Origin of the sequence: Luteimonas sp. 100069, from assembly GCF_003813845.1 — a bacterium.
In the GTDB taxonomy this organism is placed as follows: domain Bacteria; phylum Pseudomonadota; class Gammaproteobacteria; order Xanthomonadales; family Xanthomonadaceae; genus Luteimonas; species Luteimonas chenhongjianii.
The window spans coordinates 11,292-31,256 of the sequence record NZ_RPFN01000008.1; the positions used below are offsets into that span (position 1 = coordinate 11,292).

The 19,965-nt window shown below is 68.7% G+C and carries 23 protein-coding genes and 1 tRNA gene; 17 read left to right on the forward strand and 7 right to left on the reverse strand.

What is annotated here, in order from left to right; all coding sequences use genetic code 11:
• Positions 1-50: 50 nt before the first annotated feature.
• From aroA to serC, 3 genes are read right to left on the reverse strand one after another with little or no spacing between them, the layout of a single operon-like run.
• Positions 51-1,364 (reverse strand): 3-phosphoshikimate 1-carboxyvinyltransferase, encoded by a 1,314-nt coding sequence (aroA, locus tag EGK76_RS14415; protein ID WP_123833079.1) that lies wholly within the window; start codon positions 1,362-1,364, stop codon positions 51-53.
• The gene (gene pheA / locus EGK76_RS14420) at positions 1,361-2,536 is read right to left on the reverse strand and encodes a prephenate dehydratase (RefSeq protein WP_123833080.1); all 1,176 of its coding nucleotides are present in this window, start codon (positions 2,534-2,536) and stop codon (positions 1,361-1,363) included. Before pheA ends, aroA begins: the two co-directional genes overlap by 4 nt.
• Positions 2,529-3,629 (reverse strand): phosphoserine transaminase, encoded by a 1,101-nt coding sequence (gene serC, locus EGK76_RS14425; protein ID WP_123833081.1) that lies wholly within the window; start codon positions 3,627-3,629, stop codon positions 2,529-2,531. The genes pheA and serC overlap by 8 nt, the downstream gene beginning before the upstream one ends.
• A gap of 134 nt (positions 3,630-3,763) precedes the next feature.
• Between serC and msrP the strand changes: the two genes are divergently transcribed.
• Both msrP and EGK76_RS14435 read left to right on the forward strand, forming a co-directional pair.
• A complete protein-coding gene (gene msrP, locus EGK76_RS14430; RefSeq protein ID WP_123833082.1) occupies positions 3,764-4,732 on the forward strand; it encodes a protein-methionine-sulfoxide reductase catalytic subunit MsrP in 969 nt (322 codons plus the stop codon).
• A gap of 44 nt (positions 4,733-4,776) precedes the next feature.
• A complete protein-coding gene (locus EGK76_RS14435; RefSeq protein WP_096300485.1) occupies positions 4,777-5,415 on the forward strand; it encodes a protein-methionine-sulfoxide reductase heme-binding subunit MsrQ in 639 nt (212 codons plus the stop codon).
• 48 nt (positions 5,416-5,463) lie between these two features.
• On the opposite strand, the gene EGK76_RS14440 is transcribed toward EGK76_RS14435, so the two are convergent.
• Positions 5,464-6,279 carry an FHA domain-containing protein gene (locus EGK76_RS14440; RefSeq protein WP_096298136.1) on the reverse strand — a complete coding sequence of 272 codons (816 nt, stop codon included), beginning with the start codon at positions 6,277-6,279 and terminating at the stop codon, positions 5,464-5,466.
• 101 nt (positions 6,280-6,380) lie between these two features.
• Between EGK76_RS14440 and EGK76_RS14445 the strand changes: the two genes are divergently transcribed.
• From EGK76_RS14445 to EGK76_RS14475, 7 genes are all read left to right on the forward strand, one after another.
• Complete coding sequence (locus EGK76_RS14445) at positions 6,381-6,653, forward strand: polyhydroxyalkanoic acid system family protein (RefSeq protein ID WP_096298134.1); 273 nt, start codon at positions 6,381-6,383, stop codon at positions 6,651-6,653.
• Positions 6,654-6,834: 181 nt separating this feature from the next.
• Positions 6,835-7,746, forward strand: coding sequence for a restriction endonuclease (locus EGK76_RS14450; protein ID WP_123833083.1), 912 nt, complete (start codon positions 6,835-6,837; stop codon positions 7,744-7,746).
• Positions 7,747-7,908: 162 nt separating this feature from the next.
• A tRNA-Val gene (locus EGK76_RS14455) sits at positions 7,909-7,983 on the forward strand.
• A 195-nt stretch (positions 7,984-8,178) separates the two neighbouring features.
• On the forward strand, positions 8,179-9,003 hold the full coding sequence (locus EGK76_RS14460; protein WP_123833084.1) for a transglutaminase family protein: 825 nt from the start codon (positions 8,179-8,181) through the stop codon (positions 9,001-9,003).
• A gap of 18 nt (positions 9,004-9,021) precedes the next feature.
• Positions 9,022-10,140 carry a putative zinc-binding peptidase gene (locus EGK76_RS14465; RefSeq protein WP_096298128.1) on the forward strand — a complete coding sequence of 373 codons (1,119 nt, stop codon included), beginning with the start codon at positions 9,022-9,024 and terminating at the stop codon, positions 10,138-10,140.
• Between the two features lie 77 nt (positions 10,141-10,217).
• The gene (locus EGK76_RS14470) at positions 10,218-10,868 is read left to right on the forward strand and encodes a TenA family protein (protein WP_123833085.1); all 651 of its coding nucleotides are present in this window, start codon (positions 10,218-10,220) and stop codon (positions 10,866-10,868) included.
• Complete coding sequence (locus EGK76_RS14475) at positions 10,868-11,536, forward strand: TenA family protein (RefSeq protein WP_123833086.1); 669 nt, start codon at positions 10,868-10,870, stop codon at positions 11,534-11,536. The genes EGK76_RS14470 and EGK76_RS14475 overlap by 1 nt, the downstream gene beginning before the upstream one ends.
• 207 nt (positions 11,537-11,743) lie before the next feature.
• Here the strand turns inward: EGK76_RS14475 and EGK76_RS14480 are convergent, their stop codons facing one another.
• On the reverse strand, positions 11,744-12,217 hold the full coding sequence (locus EGK76_RS14480) for a peptidylprolyl isomerase (RefSeq protein WP_123833087.1): 474 nt from the start codon (positions 12,215-12,217) through the stop codon (positions 11,744-11,746).
• 371 nt (positions 12,218-12,588) lie between these two features.
• Here EGK76_RS14480 and rlmF point away from each other — a divergent pair, with 371 nt between their 5' ends.
• From rlmF to EGK76_RS14515, 8 genes are all read left to right on the forward strand, one after another.
• Positions 12,589-13,599 carry a 23S rRNA (adenine(1618)-N(6))-methyltransferase RlmF gene (rlmF, locus tag EGK76_RS14485; protein WP_123833088.1) on the forward strand — a complete coding sequence of 337 codons (1,011 nt, stop codon included), beginning with the start codon at positions 12,589-12,591 and terminating at the stop codon, positions 13,597-13,599.
• A 118-nt stretch (positions 13,600-13,717) separates the two neighbouring features.
• Entirely contained in the window at positions 13,718-14,047 is a 330-nt protein-coding gene (locus EGK76_RS14490; RefSeq protein WP_096298118.1) for a hypothetical protein, read from the forward strand.
• 124 nt (positions 14,048-14,171) lie between these two features.
• Positions 14,172-14,357 (forward strand): hypothetical protein, encoded by a 186-nt coding sequence (locus tag EGK76_RS14495; RefSeq protein ID WP_096298116.1) that lies wholly within the window; start codon positions 14,172-14,174, stop codon positions 14,355-14,357.
• A gap of 42 nt (positions 14,358-14,399) precedes the next feature.
• Complete coding sequence (locus EGK76_RS14500) at positions 14,400-14,891, forward strand: DUF4126 domain-containing protein (protein ID WP_096298114.1); 492 nt, start codon at positions 14,400-14,402, stop codon at positions 14,889-14,891.
• A gap of 208 nt (positions 14,892-15,099) precedes the next feature.
• Positions 15,100-15,963: an MBL fold metallo-hydrolase gene (locus EGK76_RS14505; RefSeq protein WP_096298113.1), complete on the forward strand. Its 864-nt coding sequence runs from the start codon at positions 15,100-15,102 to the stop codon at positions 15,961-15,963.
• Between the two features lie 96 nt (positions 15,964-16,059).
• Entirely contained in the window at positions 16,060-16,875 is an 816-nt protein-coding gene (locus tag EGK76_RS14510) for a plasmid replication/partition related protein (RefSeq protein ID WP_123833089.1), read from the forward strand.
• Positions 16,876-17,013: 138 nt separating this feature from the next.
• Complete coding sequence (locus tag EGK76_RS15740; protein ID WP_255409794.1) at positions 17,014-17,145, forward strand: hypothetical protein; 132 nt, start codon at positions 17,014-17,016, stop codon at positions 17,143-17,145.
• Between the two features lie 478 nt (positions 17,146-17,623).
• The gene (locus tag EGK76_RS14515; RefSeq protein ID WP_096298110.1) at positions 17,624-18,406 is read left to right on the forward strand and encodes a DNA-formamidopyrimidine glycosylase family protein; all 783 of its coding nucleotides are present in this window, start codon (positions 17,624-17,626) and stop codon (positions 18,404-18,406) included.
• Positions 18,407-18,466: 60 nt separating this feature from the next.
• On the opposite strand, the gene EGK76_RS14520 is transcribed toward EGK76_RS14515, so the two are convergent.
• Both EGK76_RS14520 and gntA read right to left on the reverse strand, forming a co-directional pair.
• Entirely contained in the window at positions 18,467-19,078 is a 612-nt protein-coding gene (locus EGK76_RS14520; protein ID WP_123833090.1) for an urea carboxylase-associated family protein, read from the reverse strand.
• Positions 19,078-19,836, reverse strand: a complete 759-nt coding sequence (gene gntA / locus EGK76_RS14525) for a guanitoxin biosynthesis heme-dependent pre-guanitoxin N-hydroxylase GntA (RefSeq protein WP_096298107.1) — start codon at positions 19,834-19,836, stop codon at positions 19,078-19,080. The genes EGK76_RS14520 and gntA overlap by 1 nt, the downstream gene beginning before the upstream one ends.
• Positions 19,837-19,965 lie beyond the last annotated feature (129 nt).

The window sequence follows — 19,965 nt, forward strand, 5'->3', positions numbered from 1 at the left end:
CGCGAGGCATCTACGCCAGGCAATGGGCGCGCGCACCCCCGCCGCGCGGATCAGTCCTCGCGCAGACCGAAGCCGGCGGCCTTCGCCATCGGCACGAATCCGGGAAACGAAGTTGCGACGTTGGCGGTGTCGTCGATGATCACCGGTCCGCGAGCACGCTGGCCGGCAATCGCGAAGGACATTGCGATGCGGTGGTCGCCATGACTGTGGACGCCGCCGCCGGCAAAGCCATCCGCACGCCCGGCGATGTGCGCGCCATCAGGTGCCTCTTCGATCGCGACCCCGAGTGCGCGCAGGCCTGCGGCCATGGTCGCGATCCGGTCCGACTCCTTGACCCGCAGCTCCTCCGCGCCAGTCACCCGGGTCACCCCGGCCGCGCAGGCAGCGGCGATGAACAGCGCCGGAAACTCGTCGATCATGTCCGGCACGTGCTGCTCGGGCACATCGATGCCGCGCAGCGGCGCATGACGCACGCGCAGGTCGGCAACCGGTTCGCCGCCCTCCTCGCCCACCTTGGACTCCACGATGTCCGCGCCCATCAGGCGCAACACGTGCAGCAGGCCGGTACGGCGCGGATTCATGCCGACGCGGTGCAGCAGCAGATCCGAACCGGGCACGATCGACGCGGCGACCAGGAAGAATGCCGCGGACGAGAAATCCGCCGGCACGCGCACATCGGTCGCTTGCAGGCGATAGCCGCCACGCAGACGTGCGAGGCCGGGTGCGAAGTCGACAGGCCAGCCGAAGGCGGCGAGCATGCGCTCGGTGTAGTCGCGGGTGGGACGCGGTTCGTGCACGACCGTCTCGCCGTCGGCATAGAGCCCTGCGAGCAACAGAGAAGACTTGACCTGCGCACTGGCCAGCGTGTTGTCGAACTCGATGCCGCGCAGTGCTTGACCGCCGTGGATCCGCAGCGGTGGCGTGCCACCCGCGCCGGTCTCGATGCGTGCGCCCATGGCCGCCAGCGGCCCGGTCACCCGCCGCATCGGGCGCTTCGACAGCGAAGCGTCGCCGATCAGCGTGCTGTCGAAGGCCTGGCCTGCGAGCAGGCCGGCGAGCAGGCGCATGCCGGTGCCCGCATTGCCGCAGTCGAGGGGTCCGTCGGCGCGCCGCAGTCCGTCGATGCCGACGCCGTGCACGATGCGCACGCCCGGCTCGGGCGCCTCGATCCCCGCGCCGAGGCTGCGGAAGATCGCCTCGGTCGCGCGCGCATCCTCGCCCTCGAGAAACCCATCGATGCGCGAGGTGCCGTCGGCGATCGACGCCAGCATGATCGCGCGGTGCGAAACCGACTTGTCGCCCGGCACCCGCACTTCGCCACGCAGCGGCGCGCCCGGAGCCGCGGTCCATGACGCTTCGCTCATGGCACTGCGACCGGATAGGAGCCGAGTACACGGACTTCCCCGGCGAACGCGTCGATCTCGCCCAGCGCGTCCTTCAATGGCGATTCGTCGACATGGCCGTTGACCTCGATAAAGAACGCGTACTGCCACAGCGCCCCGTGGGCCGGACGCGACTCGATGCGGTTCATGCTGATGTCGCGTCGCGCCAGTGGTTCGAGGATGCGGTACAGCGCGCCTGGCTGGTCGCGGATGAAGACCATCAACGAAGTGCGGTCGTTGCCCGACGGTGGGAACGCGCCGCGACCGATGACCAGGAAGCGCGTGGTGTTGTCGCTGCGGTCCTCGATAGGACCGGCGATGACCTGCATGCCGTAGACGTGCGCGGCGTTCTCGCCGGCGATCGCGGCAGCGTCGTCGGACTTCTTGGCCCGGCGCACCGCCTCGGCATTGCTGACCACGGCATGCTTCTCGACGCCGGGCAGGTTCTCGCGCAGCCATTGCTTGCACTGGGCCAGCGACAGGCCGTGCGAGTACACGCGCTCGATGTCCTCGATGCGCCCCGTGCGCGACAGCAGGTACTGGTGCACCCGCAGTTCCACTTCACCGCAGATCTTCAGCGGCGAGGTCAGAAACATGTCGAGCGTGGACTGGATGGTGCCCTGCCCGGAATTCTCGACCGGCACCACGCCGAAGTCGGCATGGCCCGCGGCGACCTCGTCGAACACTTCCTCGATGCTCGCCAGCGGCAGTCCCTTGGCCGAATGGCCGAACTGCTTGTGCACGGCCTGCTGCGAGAACGTGCCTTCGGGCCCGAGATATCCGATCTTCAGCGGCTCCTGCTGGGCCAGGCAGGCCGACATGATCTCGCGGAACAGGCGCACCAGCTCGGCATCGGAAAGCGGGCCGTCGTTGCGGTCCACCACGCGGCGCAGCACCTGGGCCTCGCGTTCGGGGCGGTAGTAATCGACGGCCGCGGCGAGCTTGCCCTTGGCCTTGCCGACCTGGCGCGCGAACTGCGCGCGTTCGGCGATCAGGGTCTGGATCTGGCGGTCGATGCCGTCGATCTGCGCCCGTACCGCGTCGAGATCGGGCTTGGCGATGCCTGCGGTGGCCGCGGCCTTTGCAGCTTCAACCCCTGCCGTCGGCTTCGTCGCTCCGGAAGCCGCCCGTGTCCTCTTCTTCGTATCAGCCATTGCGCTTCTGGAAATCCTGCATGTAGGCGACGAGCGCGCGGACGCCCTCGACCGGCATCGCGTTGTAGATCGAGGCGCGCATGCCGCCGAGCACGCGGTGGCCCTTGAGGCCGATCAGTCCCGCCTCGCGCGCACCCTCCAGGAACGCCGCGTTGCGGGTGTCGTCAGCGAGGAAGAACGGCACGTTCATGCGCGAGCGCACCGCCGGATCGACCTCGTTGCGGTAGAAGCCACCAGACCCATCGATCGCGCCGTAGAGCAGCGCCGATTTCTCGTCGCTGCGACGGTCGAACTCGGCGGTGCCGCCCTCGTCGAGCATCCAGCGGAACACCAGACCGGCGACATACCAGTTCCACGTCGGCGGGGTGTTGAGCATCGAGCCGTTCGCGAGGTGGGAGCTGTAGTTGAAGATATCGGCGCGCGGCTGGCCGGCGCGCGCGAGCAGATCACGGCGCACGATGACGACGGAGATTCCGACCGGGCCGAGGTTCTTCTGCGCGCCCGCATAGATCACGCCGTAGCGGGAGATGTCGATCGGCTCGGACGCGATGCTGGAACTGAAGTCCGCGAACAGCGGCACATCGCCCGTATCGGGCGGGACCGCTCCCCAGGCCGGTCGGTACTCGACCCCGTGGATGGTCTCGTTGGCGGTGACATGCACGTAAGCCGCGCCGGGCGTCAACTGCCAGGACTCGCGCGCGGGAATCGAGCGATACCCGCCTTCCTCGCCGCTGGCCGCGATGTTGATCCGGACCGCCGGCGTCAGCTGCCTGAGTGCGGTCTTGCCCCAGTGACCGGTAACCACGTAGTCGACCGTGTCGCCGTCACTGGCGAAGTTCAGCGGCAGCAGCGCCTGGGCCGTGGTCGCGCCGCCCGCCATGAACAACACCGCATAGCCGTCTGGCACCCCCAGCAGCGTGCGAAGATCGGCTTCGGCGCGCGTGGCGACCTCCATGAACTCGGGGCCGCGGTGGCTCATCTCCACGATGGACGCGCCGGCATCGCCCCATTCGAGCATGTCCGCCTGCGCCTGTTTCAGCACGCTTTCAGGCAGCGCGGCCGGTCCCGGAGCAAAGTTGTACGCGCGCGTCATTGCAGACTCCACAGGACGTATGGTCAGGGTCGGCAAGTATGCCGCAGCGCAACAGTTTGACGTGCCCGCAATGGTTGCGCTGGCAACGTATGTCGACCGGTCCACAACGGGCGCGCCCGCGCCGAGGAGCACCCATGTCATTGCGCGATGCGTTGCGGATCCGGGCGGCGGACATCACCGAAGAGGCGGTCTATCGCGATCGCCGCCGCCTGCTGGCCCTGATGGCGGCGGCGCCGGCGCTCGGACTTGCGGGATGCGCCGAGGCCGAGCCGCCGCCGGCCAGCACCACCCGCATCACGCCCGCGCAGGCGAGCAGCGGATTCCGCACCGAGGAGCCGCTGACCCGCTTCGAGGACATCACCACGTACAACAACTTCTACGAGTTCGGAACGGGCAAGGGTGATCCGTCGAGCGCGGCGAAGACCTTGCGCACCTCGCCATGGACGGTCGAGGTCGGCGGCGAATGCGCCAAGCCCGGCCGCGTGTCGCTGCAGGACCTGCTTCGCGGCATCGCCAGCGAGGAGCGGATCTACCGGCTGCGCTGTGTCGAGGGCTGGTCGATGGTGATCCCGTGGGACGGCGTTCCGCTGGCATCGGTGCTGCGCAAGTTCGAACCGAACGCGAATGCCAAGTACGTCGCGTTCACCACGCTCGCCGATCGCGAGCAGATGCCCGGGCTGCGCTTCCGTTCGATCCGCTGGCCGTACCGCGAAGGCCTGCGGATCGACGAGGCCATGCACCCCCTCGCCTTTCTTGCCACCGGGCTGTACGGCAAGCCGCTGCCGCAGCAGAACGGTGCGCCGCTGCGGCTGGTGGTGCCGTGGAAATACGGCTTCAAGAGCATCAAGTCGATCACCTCGATCCAGTTCGTCGAGCGGATGCCCAGCACTGCATGGAACGATCTGCAGCCGTCGGAGTACGGCTTCTTCAGCAACGTCAATCCGGCCGTCGACCATCCGCGCTGGAGCCAGAAGACCGAGCGGCGGATCGCCGGCACCGGCAATCGCCTGCTGGCGAACCGGATCGAGACACGCCCCTTCAACGGCTATGCCGATCAGGTGGCGTCGCTGTATTCGGGGATGGACCTGCGCAAGTGGTATTGAACCGTGCGGCGCCAGCGCAGCCTCGGCGCGCGACACCCGGCGGCATCGTTGCGGCCAAGGTACTCGTGCATCTGGCATGCCTGGCGCCGCTCGCCTGGCTCGCCTGGCGCGTCTGGCTGGTGCTGGGCGGCGCGAATGTCGACGCGCTCGGCGCCGAGCCGGTGGTCGCGATCGAACACGAGCTCGGCATCGGCGCGTTGCGACTGCTGCTGATCACGCTGGCGATCACCCCGCTGCGCCAGCTCACCGGCTGGCCGGCGCCGCTGCGCTTCCGGCGGATGCTGGGTCTCTACGCCTTCGTCTATGCGAGCCTGCACTTCGGGGTCTGGCTGGCGCTCGACCTGGTCGGTGACCTTTCGCAGGTCGCGACCGAGATCGCACGACGCCCCTTCATCACCGTCGGCTTCCTGGCGTGGCTGCTGCTGGTGCCCCTGGCGATCACGTCGACCAAGGGCTGGATGAAGCGACTCGGGCGCAACTGGGGTCGGCTGCACCGGGCGATCTACCTCATCGCAGCGCTGGCGGTCCTGCACTTCTGGTGGATCGTGAAGTCCGACTGGCGCGAACCCGCGCTCTACGCCGGCATCCTCGCGCTCCTGCTGGGCTGGCGCGCCTGGAAAGCACTGCGCCGGCGCGCGATGACGCACCAGGGGCAGCGGCGCGTGGACGCGCGCGCGGGTTGATCCAGGCGCCCGCTGCGTGCTGGCGGCCTGCAATTCCCCCTCGCGCCCTCAGGCAGCGCCGAACAGCAGCAGCGCCGCGAGCAGCCCTGCCAGTACCGCCGCCGCCAGAAGCAGCCAGGGCAGCGGAAGACCAGCACGTTGCCGCGCAATTCCATCGTCGATCAGCGGCTGCGGGTCGGGCACGCGGTCGTAGCCGCCCGTGTGCGCTGGACGCGCCGGCGCTTCGACGACGAATCGATGATGCGCATCGAACACGACCTGGTCGCCGGCCAGCAGCAAGCCGTCGCGCACGGCTTCTCCGTTGACGAGGCTGCCGTCGGCCGAGTCCAGACCGGTCAGGCGTACAAGGGCGCCGACGCGCTCGAGCCGGGCATGCCGGTCGGCGAAGCCCGGCTCGTCGATGCGGATGTCGGCCTCCGCGTGGCGGCCGACGAGCTTCGGGTGGTCGAGGGTGAAGCTGCGGCCGTGATAGCGCCCACCCACGCCGCGCAACACGATGCGCGGATCGGGCCCGTCTTCGGCGGCATCGAGCGTCGCGTCAGCGGAATGCGGCGCGACAGCACGCTCGGCGACCGGCACGGCCGAGACCAGCCGGAGCTCGAGGCCATCGACGAAGATCGCGTCCCCGGTCCGCAGCATCGCCATGCGCCGGATCTGCCGACCATTGACGTGCACACCGCCGACGCCCTCGCCGACCGACAGCCAGACGCCACGACGGTCGACGTTGAAGCGGACGCTCGGCGCCTCGCCTTCGGAGACAACCGCCAGGTTCCCACGCGCGCCACGGCCGATGCAGTGCACGCCGATATCCAGCGGGAGATCGGCTTGGTCGGGGGTCGGGAAACGCAGCTTGAGCGCGGTCATGCGGCGGCAATCTAGCACGGGCCCACATGACTGCCGCACGCTCACTTGGTCGATGCGGAGGCGCGACGCACAATATGCGCCCACGACACCGGCAGACGCGCATGGCAGGCATCGACATCATCCACCCCCACTCCCTGCCTCCGGCAGACGCCCGCAGCGCCGTCGAGGCGGTGGCGAAGAAGCTCTCCGAACGCTTCGACATGAAGTACGGATGGGAAGGCGACCGGCTCAATTTCAGTCGCTCTGGCGTGGACGGTGCGATCGCGCTGCAGCCCGACCAGCTGCACGTCACCGCGAAACTGGGCTTTCTGCTCTCGGCGATGCAGGGGCCCATCGAGGCCGAGATCCGCCGCATCCTGGCCGAAAAATTCTGAGCGATCCACGCCGCCGCGACGGCCAGGCCGTTCCGATCCGACGCCAGCAGGCATCGACTGCAAGAGGTAAGCGGCGGCGTGCATTCGCGGCGCCGCGTTCGCGTGCACGCCTGCGCAAGCACGCATCGTTCAGATCGCGCTCGGCTATTCTTCGCGGCTGCACGTGTACACGGACACCGGCATGACCACGCAGTGGCTTGGCGCGATCGGGGTGGCAATCGTCATCGGATTCGCGATTTCCTTCTATTTTCTCGGCTTCCAGCGCCGCCGCGACGAGGCCGCCGCCGGCATCGTCGCGCTGTCGGCGATTTCCTGGCGCGGCTTCATCGGCATGGTGCTCCAGGCACTGCGGCGCCGGGGCTATGTGCAGGTGGTCGATCGCGAGGACGTGTCCGGGGACCGCGACTACATGCTCGAGCGCGATGGCGCACGCTGGCTGTTGTCATGCAAACACGGATCGACCTATCTGCTCGGCCGCAACGCGGTCCAGGCGCTGTCGAGCGAGGTGCTGCTCAAGAGCGCCGCCGGCGGGTTCCTGGTGACCCAGGGGCGGATCGACGATGAAGCCCGCAGGGCGGCCGGAAAACAGCGTATCGAGCTGCTCGATGGCGCGACCCTTTGGCCCGAACTGCGCGACCTGATGCCGGCCGACGAACTCGAAGCCATCCGCGCGAAGACCGGTGCGGTCGCCCGTCAGCGCGTGTTGCTGGGATGGTTGTTCGCACTGCTGGCGGGCGTTGCGACGTACCTTGCCCTGCCCGCCCCCGAGCCGGCTGCGACGCCTTCGGCAGCCGGGGAAACCAGTGCCCCCGCCGAGCCGGTGCGCATCGAGGCTCCGCCCCCTGCGCCGGTGGAGCAGCAGCGCAGCGACCTTGCGCGCGCACTGGTCACGCTGCCCGGCGTGGATCGCGCGATCTGGATCACCGGCTCGACCCTGCAGGTGTTCGTTGCCCGCGTCGACGACCAGGCCACCGTCGATGCGGTCTGTGCGCTGGTCCTGCGCCATCCCGATCTCACGTCATCGCGCCTGCAGCTCACGCCGCCGGCGAACAGCGATCAGCCGACCCGCTTCCGGCAGTGCCGAAGCTTCTGAGACTCTATGGCGGGCCGCACTGCGTGCGCCCCGAGGCCGATCTTGTTCCAGACGCTTGTCGCCGCGCGCAATCGCCCGTAGAATTCGCGTCCCGATCGCGCCGCCCTTGTTGGCCGGCGCAGCGGAGACGGTCCGGAAACATGTGGACGCTCCGAGAGATCCGGGCGGTTAGCTCAGCGGTAGAGCATTGCCTTCACACGGCAAGGGTCACAGGTTCAATCCCTGTACCGCCCACCATTTGCACATCGCGTGTACGACAAGCCGGCCCATGGGCCGGCTTTTTCGTGCACCCGGCGTACGCCCGGCCCTGCACCGCGACTCGCGGAATGCTCCGGAATTCAGCGCGCCCTGGGCAATAGCGCCGGCTCCGTGCCTCCACGTCGGCTGCACGATCGCGCGCCTAGTCTGGCGCACCTTCAGGAACTCTTCCGCATGCGCGTCCAGGCTGGCTGCGAACTCTCGATCGAAACCGATGCGGCCAGTCCGGTCATCGCGATGCTCTGTCCGCGCGACGCATCGGCACGATGGCAGGTCAACGGGCGCCCGGGCTTCGAGCGCAGCCTGGGCTTCGACGAGCACGTGGACAGCTTCGGAAACCGTTGCCAGCGTTTCGTGCTGCCCGAGGGCCTCACCCGGCTGCGCATCGATGCGACCGTCGAGACCACGCCCGACATCCGCGTGGCCCGTGGGGCACCCGCGGTTGACCCTGCGGCATTGCCGGCCGACACGTTGCAGTTCCTGCTGCCCAGTCGCTATTGCCCCTCGGATCTGGCGGCGATGTGGACGCGCGCACGCGACATCGTGGGGGCCGCCGCGCCGGGCTACGCGCAGGCCGAAGCGATCCGGCAATGGATCGCGACGCACCTCGAGTATCGCTACGGTGTCAGCAACGCCAGTACCGATGCCCAGGCCACGCTGGCCGAAGGGGCCGGCGTCTGCCGTGACTTCGCCCATGTGGGCATCACACTTTGCCGTGCGCTCGACATTCCCGCACGCATGGTGGTCGGCTGGTTGCACGATCTCAAGCCGATGGACATGCATGCCTGGTTCGAGGCCTACCTCGGCGGCAGCTGGTACACCTTCGACGCCACCCAGTCCGCGCCGCGCGGCGGTCGTGTGGTGATCGCATATGGCCGCGACGCTGCCGACGTAGCCTTCCTGACCAGCTATCGGCCCCTGCGCACGCTGTCGCTGCGGGTATGGGCGGATCTCGACGATCGACCCGGCTTCGACGAAGACCTCGGCCACGCGGCCTGATCCCGGAGCGACCCTGCGATGCAACTCTTCAAGTGCTCGCATTGCGAGCAGGTGCTCTACTTCGAGAACAGCGAGTGCCTGCGTTGCGGCAAGACCCTCGGCTTCGTCACCGAAACCCTGACCCTGGAGGCGCTCGATCCCGACGGCGACGCCTGGACCACCGCCGCGCGGCCCGACCGACGCTACCGCTTCTGTCGCAATGCCAAGCATTCGGCGTGCAACTGGCTGCTCCCCGCGGACGACGCGCAGGCCTACTGCCGCGCCTGCCGCCACAACCGCACGATCCCCAATCTCGACAGCCCCGAGCGCCTGGGCGCATGGCAGAGGATCGAAGTCGCCAAACGCCGCCTGTTCTACACCCTGCTGCGTCTCGAGCTGCCCACTCCCACGCCCGGCAGCGGGGATCCGCAGCCGCTGTCCTTCGATTTCCTTGCCGATCCCGCGACTGGCGCCAAGGTGCTGACGGGACACGACAACGGCCACATCACCATCGCCCTGGCCGAGGCCGACGACGCCGTCCGCGAGGCCACGCGCCTGGCCATGGGCGAGCTCTACCGGACACTGCTGGGGCATTTCCGTCACGAGATCGGTCACTACTACTGGGACCGGCTGGTCCGCGATGCCGGGCCGGCCGAGCTCGCCCGCTGCCGCGCCCTGTTCGGCGACGACCGGCTCGACTACGGGCAGGCACTGCGGCGCTACTACGAGCGAGGCGCGCCCGGCGACTGGCAGGCGGCCCACGTGAGTCCCTACGCGACGATGCATCCCTGGGAGGATTGGGCCGAAACCTGGGCGCATTACCTGCACATCATCGACACGCTGGAGATGGCGTCGGCCTTCGGCATCCGCATCGCGCCCGACGTGACCGACGATGCGACGATGGAAACCGACATTTCCTTCGATCCCCACCGCGTCGCCGACATCCATCGCCTGGTCGATGCCTGGCTGCCACTGACGTGGGCGATCAACAGCCTCAATCGCGCGATGGGCCATGCCGACATCTACCCCTTCGTGCTGGCGCCGCCGGTGGTCGAGAAGATGGCCTATATCCACGGCCTCGTCCGCCAAGCCCGGCACACCGCAACGGGAGGCCGGGCGCCGCGAGGCGATGTCGGCCAGGACGCGGAGCGCGCCTGACTGATCCGCCCCACCTGCGCCACAATCCGGTTTCCCATGCACTTGCCGCGTCTGCAGCGGCGCGTTCCGGAGATCCCATGCCCACACGTTTCAGCGAAATCCTGCGGCAGTCCTGCGAGACCACCTGGACGCGCGCGATCGAGCATCGTTTCGTCCGCGAACTGGGCACCGGTGGGGTCGCCGACGACGTGATGGCGCGCTATCTGGTCCAGGACCACCGTTTCCTCGACAGCTTCCTGGTCCTGCTGGGCGCGGCGATCGCCAGCAGCGACCGCTTCGAATCGCGGCTGACGCTGGGCCGGTTCACCGGCATGGTCAGCGGCGAGGAGAACACCTATTTCCTGCGCGCCTTCGACGCTCTGGGCGTCGACGCGGATGCACGCATGCGCACGCCGGACACGAAGGCGACGGCCGGCTTCAAGGCGATCATGCGGGAAGCTGCCGCTACCCGCTCCTACGCGGCCACGCTGGCGGTGCTCAATGTCGCCGAGGGTCTCTACCTCGACTGGGCCCAGCGCGCGCCCCGCCCACTGCCGCAAAGCTTCGTGCACGCCGAGTGGATCACGTTGCACGACAACGCGATGTTCGCGGATTTCGTCGCCTTCCTGCAGGCCGAACTCGACCGCGTCGGCCCCGACGAGGCTGCGGGCGCCGCCGACTTCTTCCGCCGGACCGTGGATCTCGAACTTGCGTTCTTCGATGCCGCCTACGCACGGAGCGACCGCTGATGACGCTGTTCGAGCGCCTCAAGGCCGCAGCGCCGGATGCATGGCGCAGCTACGTCGCCCACCCGTTCGTCGCAGCGATGGGGGATGGCAGCCTGCCGGAGCACGCGTTCCGGCGTTACCTCGTGCAGGACTACCTGTTCCTGATCCAGTTCGCGCGCGCCCATGCGCTGGCCGCCTACAAGAGCCGCACGCTGGCCGACCTGAGGGCGGCCAAGGCTGGGCTGTCGGCGATCGTGGACATGGAACTCGACCTGCACCTGCGCCTGTGCGCACGCTGGGGGCTGTCGCCGGCCCAGATCGAGGCAACGCCGGAGCATCGGGCCACGGTGGCCTATACCCGCTTCGTGCTCGACTGCGGCATGTCCGGCGATCTGCTCGACCTGCATGTCGCACTGGCGCCCTGCGTGCTCGGGTACGCCGAGATCGGCCGCGCGCTCGCACCGGCGGGAGTGGAGGCACTGCACGCGCATCCGTATCGCGAATGGATCGGCGAATACGCCAGCGATGCCTACCAGGACGTGGCCACGGCCGCGTCGCGGCATCTCGACGACCTCGGCGCGCGCTATCTGGGCGCCAACAGGTTCGACGAACTCGCCGCCCTGTTCGCCAAGGCCTCGCGGCTGGAGGCGGATTTCTGGCAGATGGCGCTCGACGTCAGCGAGGCCTGAGGGCCGCCGAGTGCCGGGCCCGCCCGTCGCGACGGACGGCGCCGGCATGGGGATCGATCGCCCCGCCGGCAGATGCACCTATACGGCCGGCCGACTTTCACCCAGCCGGCGCGTGCGGTGATCGCCTGCCCCGCCGCACGGCGGCGGCCCATGCGTGGTGATCCCGCTCATAGCGCGGCCTGGCGCAGACCAGGCCGCGCGCGGCACTTACTCGCCCAGACCGGCGACCTGGCCGACCTGCTTCTCTTCCTCGGATGCCTCGCGCACGTCCACGATCTCGATCGCGAAGTGCAGGGTCTTGCCGGCGAGCGGATGGTTGCCGTCGATTGTGACCTCGGTCTCGCCGACCTCGACCACGGTGACGAGCATCGGGCCGGCGCCGCCGTGGGCCTGGAACTGCATACCCGGCTCGATGGTGTCGCTGCCCTGGAACGCCTGCTTCGGCACGGCCTGGACCAGGCTGTCGTTGCGCAGGCCGTAACCCTCTTCGGGCTTCACATCGACTTTCAGCGAGTCACCGGCCTTGCGGCCCTCGAGTGCATTCTCCAGGCCCGGCACGATATTGCCGCCGCCGTGGAAGTAGGACAGCGGACGGTCTTGGGGCGACTTGTCGATGACGTTGCCGTCGTCGTCGGTCAGGGTGTAGTGGAAGGTGGCGACGCGCGCAGCGACGATGTCCATGGATGGACTCCTTGGATGGAAGTGAAGGGAGGATGTGCTGCGAGTGCACCGGCGAAACCCACGGTGAGCAGCGATGGAACGCGGACCACGATACCGGCCAGCCCCGATGCGCGCAAATTGCGGGCAACAGTTTCGGCGGCGAGACGCCCGATGGGCGCCCTGCGCCCGGCGACCCATGGACTGACTGCTCGGCGGGCGTCACACCGGTTTCCTCCCCGCCGCGCTGCGTGAACATCTCCGCACGGCATTCATCAATCTTCCGCAGCGGATCGCGGCCATGTCACGCCCCGAGTAAATGCAATCGGCCGCCGATGCGTGGGCGCCAGCGCGGCTCGGGCACGGCCGGAGCCGCAATGCGGTCTAATACCCGCATGTCACATCCCAAGTCTTCTGCCAGGCCGCAGCTGCTGCATCCGCGCAACCGTCACCAGGGTCATTACGACTTCAAGCGGCTTACGCGCGTGTCACCTGCCCTCAAGCCATACCTGCTGCGCACGCCAGCCGGCGACACCAGCATCGATTTCGCCGATCCACGCGCGGTGCGCACCCTCAACCAGGCACTGCTGAAGGCCGACTACGGTGTCGCCCACTGGGAAATCCCGGAGAGCTACCTGTGTCCGCCGGTGCCCGGCCGCGCGGACTACATCCACGGCCTGGCCGACCTGCTGGCCAGCGACTGTGGCGGCGAGCCACCGCGCGGGCCCTCGGTGCGCGTGTTCGACCTGGGCACCGGCGCCAATGCGATCTATCCATTGATCGGCCACGCCGAGTACGGCTGGCGCTTCACGGGATCCGACATCGACCCCACCGCCCTGCGCATCGCCGACGCGATCGTCCGGGGCAACGGCCTGACCGACGCGATCGAACTGCGCGCCCAGACCTTGCGCGGGCATCTCTTCCACGGCGCCATGCGTCGCGAGGAGCGTTTCGACGTCACCCTGTGCAATCCCCCGTTCCACTCCTCGGCCACCGAAGCCTCGCGCAGCGGTCGGATCAAGCGCGCCAACCTGGCCGCGCACTCGGACGGTCCGCCCCGCGCCTCGCGCAAACTGCCGCTGAACTTCGGCGGGCGCGACGGCGAACTCTGGTGTCAGGGCGGCGAAGCCCGCTTCGTGCGCAAGATGATTCGCGAAAGCGTGGATTTCGCGGATCAGGTCCTGTGGTTCAGCAGCCTGGTGTCGAAATCTGCGCACCTGCCGGGCCTGCGCAGTGAACTGCGCAGGGCCGGTGCCGGCGAAGTCCGCGAAGTGCCGATGGCCCAGGGCAACAAGCAAAGCCGTTTCCTGGCATGGACCTTCCACGCCTCCGATGCCCGCCGCGCATGGTGGGCCGACAAGGCTGGCGACCGGACGCCGCCGACCCCGGCGCACGGAGACGCCTGACCCCAGCGCCGGCAGATGCCCGGCCCTGCGCCCGCCCCGCGCTGTCTAGGCTGACCGCTCCCTCCGAAGGACCGGACCGATGCCGAGCGCTCCGAGACTGCGCAGCCTCCTGTGTGCCATGGGCCTTCTCGCGGCGGGCGGGGTCGCCCATGCGCAGACCGGCGAGCAGGGCCTGATCTGGCGTGCGGGCGATCCATTCGTGTTCTGCCGCTACGGCCTGGACCAGACCCCGAAAGCCTGGTTTCCGGTGCCCGACTACGCCACCTCGATCCCCGCGATCACCCCGGGGTATTGCCCAGCGCCGACGACGTTCTGCTACTACCAGACTGGCTGGAGCCTGGAGGAGATCGCGGCCTACTTGACCTATCTGCGCATCTGCCCGCAGGCGGAGCGCTCCGGGCGCTGGGAAGGCACCGGCGACGGCACCCAGGCGCCGATCGCGCACTGAAGCGGTTGTTCACCGCGCGCGGCTGGAACCACGCGACCGGACCCGTTCCGAGCTGCGGTGCCCCCACCACAGCTGCAACTGCGACCCGACAAGGGGCTTGCCGCGACATGCTCCGCGGGCCCGCGTGCCGTGGGCCGCCGCCTTTGCCGGCGCGAAGGCTGTCCCGATCCGCGCGCCCCTGTCCGAGGGCGAGGAATACCTGTCGGGCCGCGCACTACGGTTGCGTGAGGAATACCTGTCGGGCCACGCACTACGGTTGCGTTTCGACGCGGTGCGCGACGACGGCGGGTTCACTGCCGCGCTGGCCTGATCAAGCACTTCCCGGGTCCGCCCCGTCCCACGAGGTTTTCCGATGGCTCTGATCCACTCGATCCTGATGGGCGCCGTCGCCGGCATGCGCGCGATGACGCCGCTGGCGGCCGTTGCCAACGCTGCGTGCAACGGCACCCTGCCGGCCGGTAACGGTGCACCGCGCCTGCTCGGCAACCGGCTCGCATCCACCGGCGCCAAGCTGCTGGCGGCAGGCGAGCTCGCCGGCGACAAGATGGAAAGTGCGCCGGACCGTACCGTTGCGGCGGGCATGCTGGCGCGCATCGCGACCGGCGCCATCGCCGGAATGGCCCTGGCACCGCGCGAGCAGCGTCCGCTGGCCGCAGCGCTCGGCGCCGCCGCCGCGGTGGGCGCAGCCTATGTGACGTTCAACATGCGCATCCGCGCGATGCAGCGCTTCGGGCAGAAGTCGACCGGCGCTGTCGAGGATGCGATCACCGTGGGTTGCGCTGCACTGATCGCCAGGAGCGCGGCCAAGTCCTCCCGCCGTTTCCCACTTCTGCGCCGCCACTGAGCCCGGGCTCCGGCTCCGCCCGCCGGGCGCACGCTCGCCTTTAGCGGGCAGGCGTCAGCCGGGCGCCGGCGCCTGGGTGTCTCGCGCCTTCCGTGGCGGTGGCTTCAGCCTCCCTGCAATAACAGCACCGCCTGAAATTGTTGTCCGTGCCATCACGAATGGCTGATCGCCCCGATCGGAGACTGCGGGCCAGAGCGAGGCGCCCACGATGCGGATCCACCACCTCAATTGCATCTCCACCTGCCCGCTCGGCGGGCACCTGATGGATGGCCGCACGCATGACCTCGTACGCGGCCATCTGACCTGCCACTGCCTGCTCGTCGAAGCACCGGACTGCCTCGTGCTCGTGGATACCGGGCTGGGGCTGCGCGACGTGGCGCATCCGCGCGCGCGCCTGAGCGCATTCTTCCTCGGCCTGCTGCGCCCCGAATTCCGCGCCGAGATGACGGCCGTACGCCAGATCCAGCGCCTCGGTTTCCAGCCGGCCGATGTCCGCCACATTCTGCTATCGCATCTGGACTTCGATCATGCCGGCGGCCTCGACGACTTCCCGCAGGCGACCGTGCACATGCTGGCGCGCGAACGGGATCACGCGGTACTGCAGAAGAGCTGGCTGGACCGCCAGCGCTTCCGCCCGCAGCAATGGGCCAGCCGCGGTCGCTGGCGCACCTACGAGCCGGGCCGAGGCGAGGCCTGGATGGGCTTCGACGGCGTGCCCGATCTCCAGGGCGTGCCACCAGGCGTGTTGCTGGTGCCGCTGCCCGGCCATACGCATGGGCATGCCGGCATTGCGGTCGACGCCGCCCCGCGCTGGCGCCTGCTTGCGGCGGACGCCTATTTCCACGAACGCGAAATGGACGCATCGCCGCAGTGCCCGCCCGGCCTGCGCTTCTATCAGTGGATGATGGAACTCGACCGCGGCGCCCGTCTGCATAACCAGCAGCGCCTGCGCGAGCTGCGCCACAGCGCCGCAGACGTCGACGTCTTCTGCTCTCACGACCTCGCCGAGTTCGAACGGCTGAGCGGCCGCTCGGCGCGCCTGCCGGCGCACGCACTGGCATGGCCCGCCTGAAGCCTGCCTGCGGCCGCGAGGCGATCGCCTGCCCCGGTCTCGGCATCCGGGAACCGTCGCCTCTACAATGCGCGCCCCCCGAAGCGGTCGCAGCGCATGAACATCGTCGTCCTGGAAGAACTCAAGGCCTACATCGACCCGTTGACGAGCGACGAGTACGAGGCCCTGGAGCGTAGCCTGCTGGCCGAAGGCTGCCGCGACGCGCTGGTGCTCTGGGGTGATGTGCTGGTCGACGGGCACAACCGCTACGGCATCTGCCAGAAGCACGGAATCCCGTTCAATACCCTGCAGAACACCCGGTTCCAGTCGATGGAAGACGTGCATCTGTGGATGATCGAACAGCATCTGGGCCGTCGCAGCGTGTCCGACTACCAGCGCGGCGTGCTGGCGCTGCGCAAGCGCGACATCATCGCGGCGCGCCAGCAGGCGCAGCGCACGGCGGCTGTGGAGCAGGCCGGCTCGGCCGATGTCGCCGATGCGCAGACCGATGATCGCCCGCCGTGGGACGATGCCCCCGCCCCGGTGAGCCGGGCCGAACTGGCACGCGAGGCCAAGCTCAGCAGCAACCAGGTGCTGATGATCGAGCGCATCCACTCGCAGGCCACGCCGGAAGTGGTGGGGGCGCTGAAGGCCGGGGAGATCTCGCTCAGCGCCGCAGCGGCGGTCGCCAGTCTGCCGGCAGACGAGCAGCGCAGCGCTGCCCAGGCGGGCAAGGAAGAGCTCAAGCAGGCTGCGCGACGCGCGCGCGAGGCGAAGAAGCGGCCGCGGCCGGACCAGTCCGGCGAGGGCGAGGACCCCGCGCCGGACGCGAAGTCGCTGCAACGCCGGGTTACCCAGCTCGAGCGCGAGAACGCGGAGCTCCGCGCCCAGGTCGAAGCCCTGCAGGCCCAGGTGCAGCGCCTGCGCAGCTGATCCAACCGGGGCCGGGGAGAAGTCGCCAGCCTCCCCGCGCCCCTGACGCCACGGCTGCCGACCAGACCCTGAACGGGCCAGCGGGCGGATTTGCGCCGTAGATGAGACAATGCGGCGCTCAATCGCATAGGAGTCTCCGTGGCCAAGCCCAATTACTCGTTCGAAAAGCGTCAGCGCGAACTCGCCAAGAAGAAGAAGCAGGACGAGAAGGACGCCAAGAAGCGCGCAGAGCGCGACGCCGCCAAGGGCGCCGCGACGCCCGCGGAGTAATCGACCTGCCACGCAGGTCTTGAGCCTCGGGAACCCGTCGCGCCCGTCCCGGGCCTGGTGGGTCCCGCTCCCGGCAAACAAATGGAATGCGCGCCCCGCGCCAGATTCCACGGACGGCTTCGCGGCAGTCGGGCGCCGGTCACCGCCATCGCGCCGTCGTCCTCATCGTCCGATCAGTCGGCGTTCTCCATCCCGCTCCGCAGCGTCGGCGTCGGCGTCGGGAAGCGCACTCGGCATGAGCTGTCCGCACTGACCTGCGCCACTGACCGCCCTGGCCGTTCCGCTTTCGTGCGCCGCGATCGCGCAAGTTGGCCTCCGGCACGTTGCCGCACGCCGGCAGCAATACTCTTGCGGGGTTCGCAACAGGCACCTGCGCCCCGCGAACGTGGATGCCTGCCGCCGTGGGCCTCGGCCCATGCGCGCGCGGCGGCACCATATCTTCGCGGCGGCCACACCCGCGCAGCCTGATGCTGCGGTCATGCCTGAAGGTCCATCGATCGTCATTCTTCGCGAACTTGCCCAGCAGTTCGTCGGCCGCAAGGTGCTGCACGTCGAAGGCAACAGCAAGCAGGACATCGCCCGTCTGCGCAATCGCACGTTGCGGGCGGTGCGCAGCTGGGGCAAGCATTTCCTGCTGGAGTTCGACGGCTTCAGCGTGCGCATCCACTTCCTGTTGTTCGGCAGCTGGCGCATCAACGAGACCAAAGCCGCAACGCCGCGGCTGGGCCTGGGGTTCAGCAAGGGCGATGCGCTGAATTTCTACTCGTGCTCGGTTCGCTTCATCGAGGGCGACCTCGACGCCGCCTACGACTGGGGTGTCGATGTGATGAGCGAGGCCTGGGACCCCGCGCGTGCGCGCCGCACCTTGCGCGCGAAGCCGGACGCCCTGGCTGCCGATGTCCTGTTGGACCAGGACGTGTTTGCCGGCGTGGGCAACATCATCAAGAACGAAGTGCTGCATCGCATCCGCGTGCATCCCGAAAGTACCGTCGGCGCCCTGCCCGCGCGCAAGCTCGGCGAGCTTGTCGCCGAGGCACGCGCCTACAGCTTCGATTTCTATCGCTGGAAACAGGCGTTCCAGCTCAAGAAGCACTACCAGGTGCACACCAAGACCACGTGCCCGCGGGACGGCACACCACTGAGCTATCGCAAGCATCTGGGTCGGGCGCAGCGCCGGGCGTTCTGGTGCGACACCTGCCAGCGGCGCTATGGAACGACCGAAGCATCGATGAGTGTCGCCGACGAGGCAGCGGCAGGCTGAGCGCCCGCGCTGCGGAGTGGCTTCGGAGAGCGGCGATGCCAAACGCCGCGCAGGCATCGCCTAGGCGACTGCGGCGCTCCGGCGCTCCACCCTGAAATCGATCGGCTTGTAACTGAAGTTGTTCGATTGTCCCGCCGAGCACGCGGTCATCGCGACGACCATCGGCATCTCGGCGCGCAACCGCACGAAGTCCCCGGCGCGGCTCAGCGGGGGCAGGACACTCACCACCCCAGCTTCGTCGAAAGCGACGTGCATGAAGATGTTGAAGGCCACCGGGATGCGGTCGATCCCGATGCCATAGGGCGCGAGCGCTGCCGCGAGATTGCCCTCGCAGCCCGGGCGTCCTTCCTCCTCGCCGTAGAGCATCTCGAACATCTTCTTGGAGCACGGCGTCAGGGTGAAATCGTGGCGGCCGCAGGTGTCCTCCAGAATGGTGAACATCGGCGTGCTCCGGTTCGAGTAGAGCAGATCGCCGGTGCTCAGCCAGAGCTTGGAGGCGTAGTCGATCGAGCGGCCGGATGACAGGTACTCCGCCGTATCCGCAAGCGAAAACGCGGTCAGATCACTGACCTGCTGGCCCATCGGATCGATGACGATCAGCTCGTCGCCGGTGTCGAGTTCCACCGCGCGCCCCGAGCACGGGGCGATGCGTTCCACGCTGCCCACCGCCATCAGCGCGGGCTCCGCACGCGGAAGGGACAGGTCCAGCCGGCCTCCGCCTTGCGGCCGCTGTACTGCCGGGTCTCGGCCGCTGCGCCGAAGTCGGCCAGGTTCGGGTTGATCCCGCCCTGCAGCGCGGTGTCGCGCTCGCGCGTCGCGGCCTGCATCTTCTGGTAGCGGCCGTCCTCGCGCAGCCGTTCGAACTGGCGATGCGAATTGAAGACCATCGCAGGCCAGGCGAAACGCCGCGCGATGCGCGACGCGCCCGGATGCAGGCCGATCACGAAGAAGGGATGCCCCGCCAAGCTCAGGCTGAAATGCGGGTCGTCGGGATTGCGGCTGACGTCGGCCGCCCATCGCGTGCCGCGACGCACGTCGAGGTCATGCAGCCGCTGCAGCTGCGACCACAGCAGCGCCTCGAAGCGCTGCTCGTCTGTGTCCTGCGGCCCGTCGAACAGGGCGACGAAGGAATGCACCGTGCGGTCGGCCTGCGGCATGCCATCGACCATCGACGCGAAGGCGCCGAGCGCGTCGAGGACCGGCGCATCGTTGGCACGGTCCCCGAGCTTGCCGAAGGTATGGGTCTGGATCGCACCCTTCGCCAGTGCCGCCTTGGACCCGACGCATGGAAAGGTTGGCGCGTCCACGAAGGCCAGAAACTCCTCCGCGACCACAGTTGACGGCGCTGTCTCTGGGGCAGCTGCGGCGGGCGCCACGTCGGCGCGGGAGGCATGGGGACAGCGCAGCGCGCTGGGACGTGCATTGGTCATTGAAGAAACCTTGGACTACCGCGGCTCGCGGACGTGTACGCAAGGCTAGATCCCGCTGCCGCACCGGCACGTGTAGGCGGCCCCGGTCAGGCGATGTTGCATTCACGCCGGATTGGCGGATGTGTGGCC

What these genes read in the sequence shown, in the direction of transcription:
- EGK76_RS14480 (WP_123833087.1), bottom strand. Translation starts at nt 12,217, where the DNA reads ATGGACATCGTCGCTGCGCGCGTCGCCACCTTCCACTACACCCTGACC.
- msrP (WP_123833082.1), top strand. Translation starts at nt 3,764, where the DNA reads ATGTCATTGCGCGATGCGTTGCGGATCCGGGCGGCGGACATCACCGAA.
- rlmF (WP_123833088.1), top strand. Translation starts at nt 12,589, where the DNA reads ATGTCACATCCCAAGTCTTCTGCCAGGCCGCAGCTGCTGCATCCGCGC.
- EGK76_RS14505 (WP_096298113.1), top strand. Translation starts at nt 15,100, where the DNA reads ATGCGGATCCACCACCTCAATTGCATCTCCACCTGCCCGCTCGGCGGG.
- EGK76_RS14460 (WP_123833084.1), top strand. Translation starts at nt 8,179, where the DNA reads ATGCGCGTCCAGGCTGGCTGCGAACTCTCGATCGAAACCGATGCGGCC.
- gntA (WP_096298107.1), bottom strand. Translation starts at nt 19,836, where the DNA reads ATGACCAATGCACGTCCCAGCGCGCTGCGCTGTCCCCATGCCTCCCGC.
- EGK76_RS14470 (WP_123833085.1), top strand. Translation starts at nt 10,218, where the DNA reads ATGCCCACACGTTTCAGCGAAATCCTGCGGCAGTCCTGCGAGACCACC.
- EGK76_RS14515 (WP_096298110.1), top strand. Translation starts at nt 17,624, where the DNA reads ATGCCTGAAGGTCCATCGATCGTCATTCTTCGCGAACTTGCCCAGCAG.
- EGK76_RS14510 (WP_123833089.1), top strand. Translation starts at nt 16,060, where the DNA reads ATGAACATCGTCGTCCTGGAAGAACTCAAGGCCTACATCGACCCGTTG.
- pheA (WP_123833080.1), bottom strand. Translation starts at nt 2,536, where the DNA reads ATGGCTGATACGAAGAAGAGGACACGGGCGGCTTCCGGAGCGACGAAG.
- EGK76_RS14440 (WP_096298136.1), bottom strand. Translation starts at nt 6,279, where the DNA reads ATGACCGCGCTCAAGCTGCGTTTCCCGACCCCCGACCAAGCCGATCTC.
- serC (WP_123833081.1), bottom strand. Translation starts at nt 3,629, where the DNA reads ATGACGCGCGCGTACAACTTTGCTCCGGGACCGGCCGCGCTGCCTGAA.
- EGK76_RS14490 (WP_096298118.1), top strand. Translation starts at nt 13,718, where the DNA reads ATGGGCCTTCTCGCGGCGGGCGGGGTCGCCCATGCGCAGACCGGCGAG.
- EGK76_RS14450 (WP_123833083.1), top strand. Translation starts at nt 6,835, where the DNA reads ATGACCACGCAGTGGCTTGGCGCGATCGGGGTGGCAATCGTCATCGGA.
- EGK76_RS14445 (WP_096298134.1), top strand. Translation starts at nt 6,381, where the DNA reads ATGGCAGGCATCGACATCATCCACCCCCACTCCCTGCCTCCGGCAGAC.
- EGK76_RS14500 (WP_096298114.1), top strand. Translation starts at nt 14,400, where the DNA reads ATGGCTCTGATCCACTCGATCCTGATGGGCGCCGTCGCCGGCATGCGC.
- aroA (WP_123833079.1), bottom strand. Translation starts at nt 1,364, where the DNA reads ATGAGCGAAGCGTCATGGACCGCGGCTCCGGGCGCGCCGCTGCGTGGC.
- EGK76_RS14475 (WP_123833086.1), top strand. Translation starts at nt 10,868, where the DNA reads ATGACGCTGTTCGAGCGCCTCAAGGCCGCAGCGCCGGATGCATGGCGC.
- EGK76_RS14465 (WP_096298128.1), top strand. Translation starts at nt 9,022, where the DNA reads ATGCAACTCTTCAAGTGCTCGCATTGCGAGCAGGTGCTCTACTTCGAG.
- EGK76_RS14520 (WP_123833090.1), bottom strand. Translation starts at nt 19,078, where the DNA reads ATGGCGGTGGGCAGCGTGGAACGCATCGCCCCGTGCTCGGGGCGCGCG.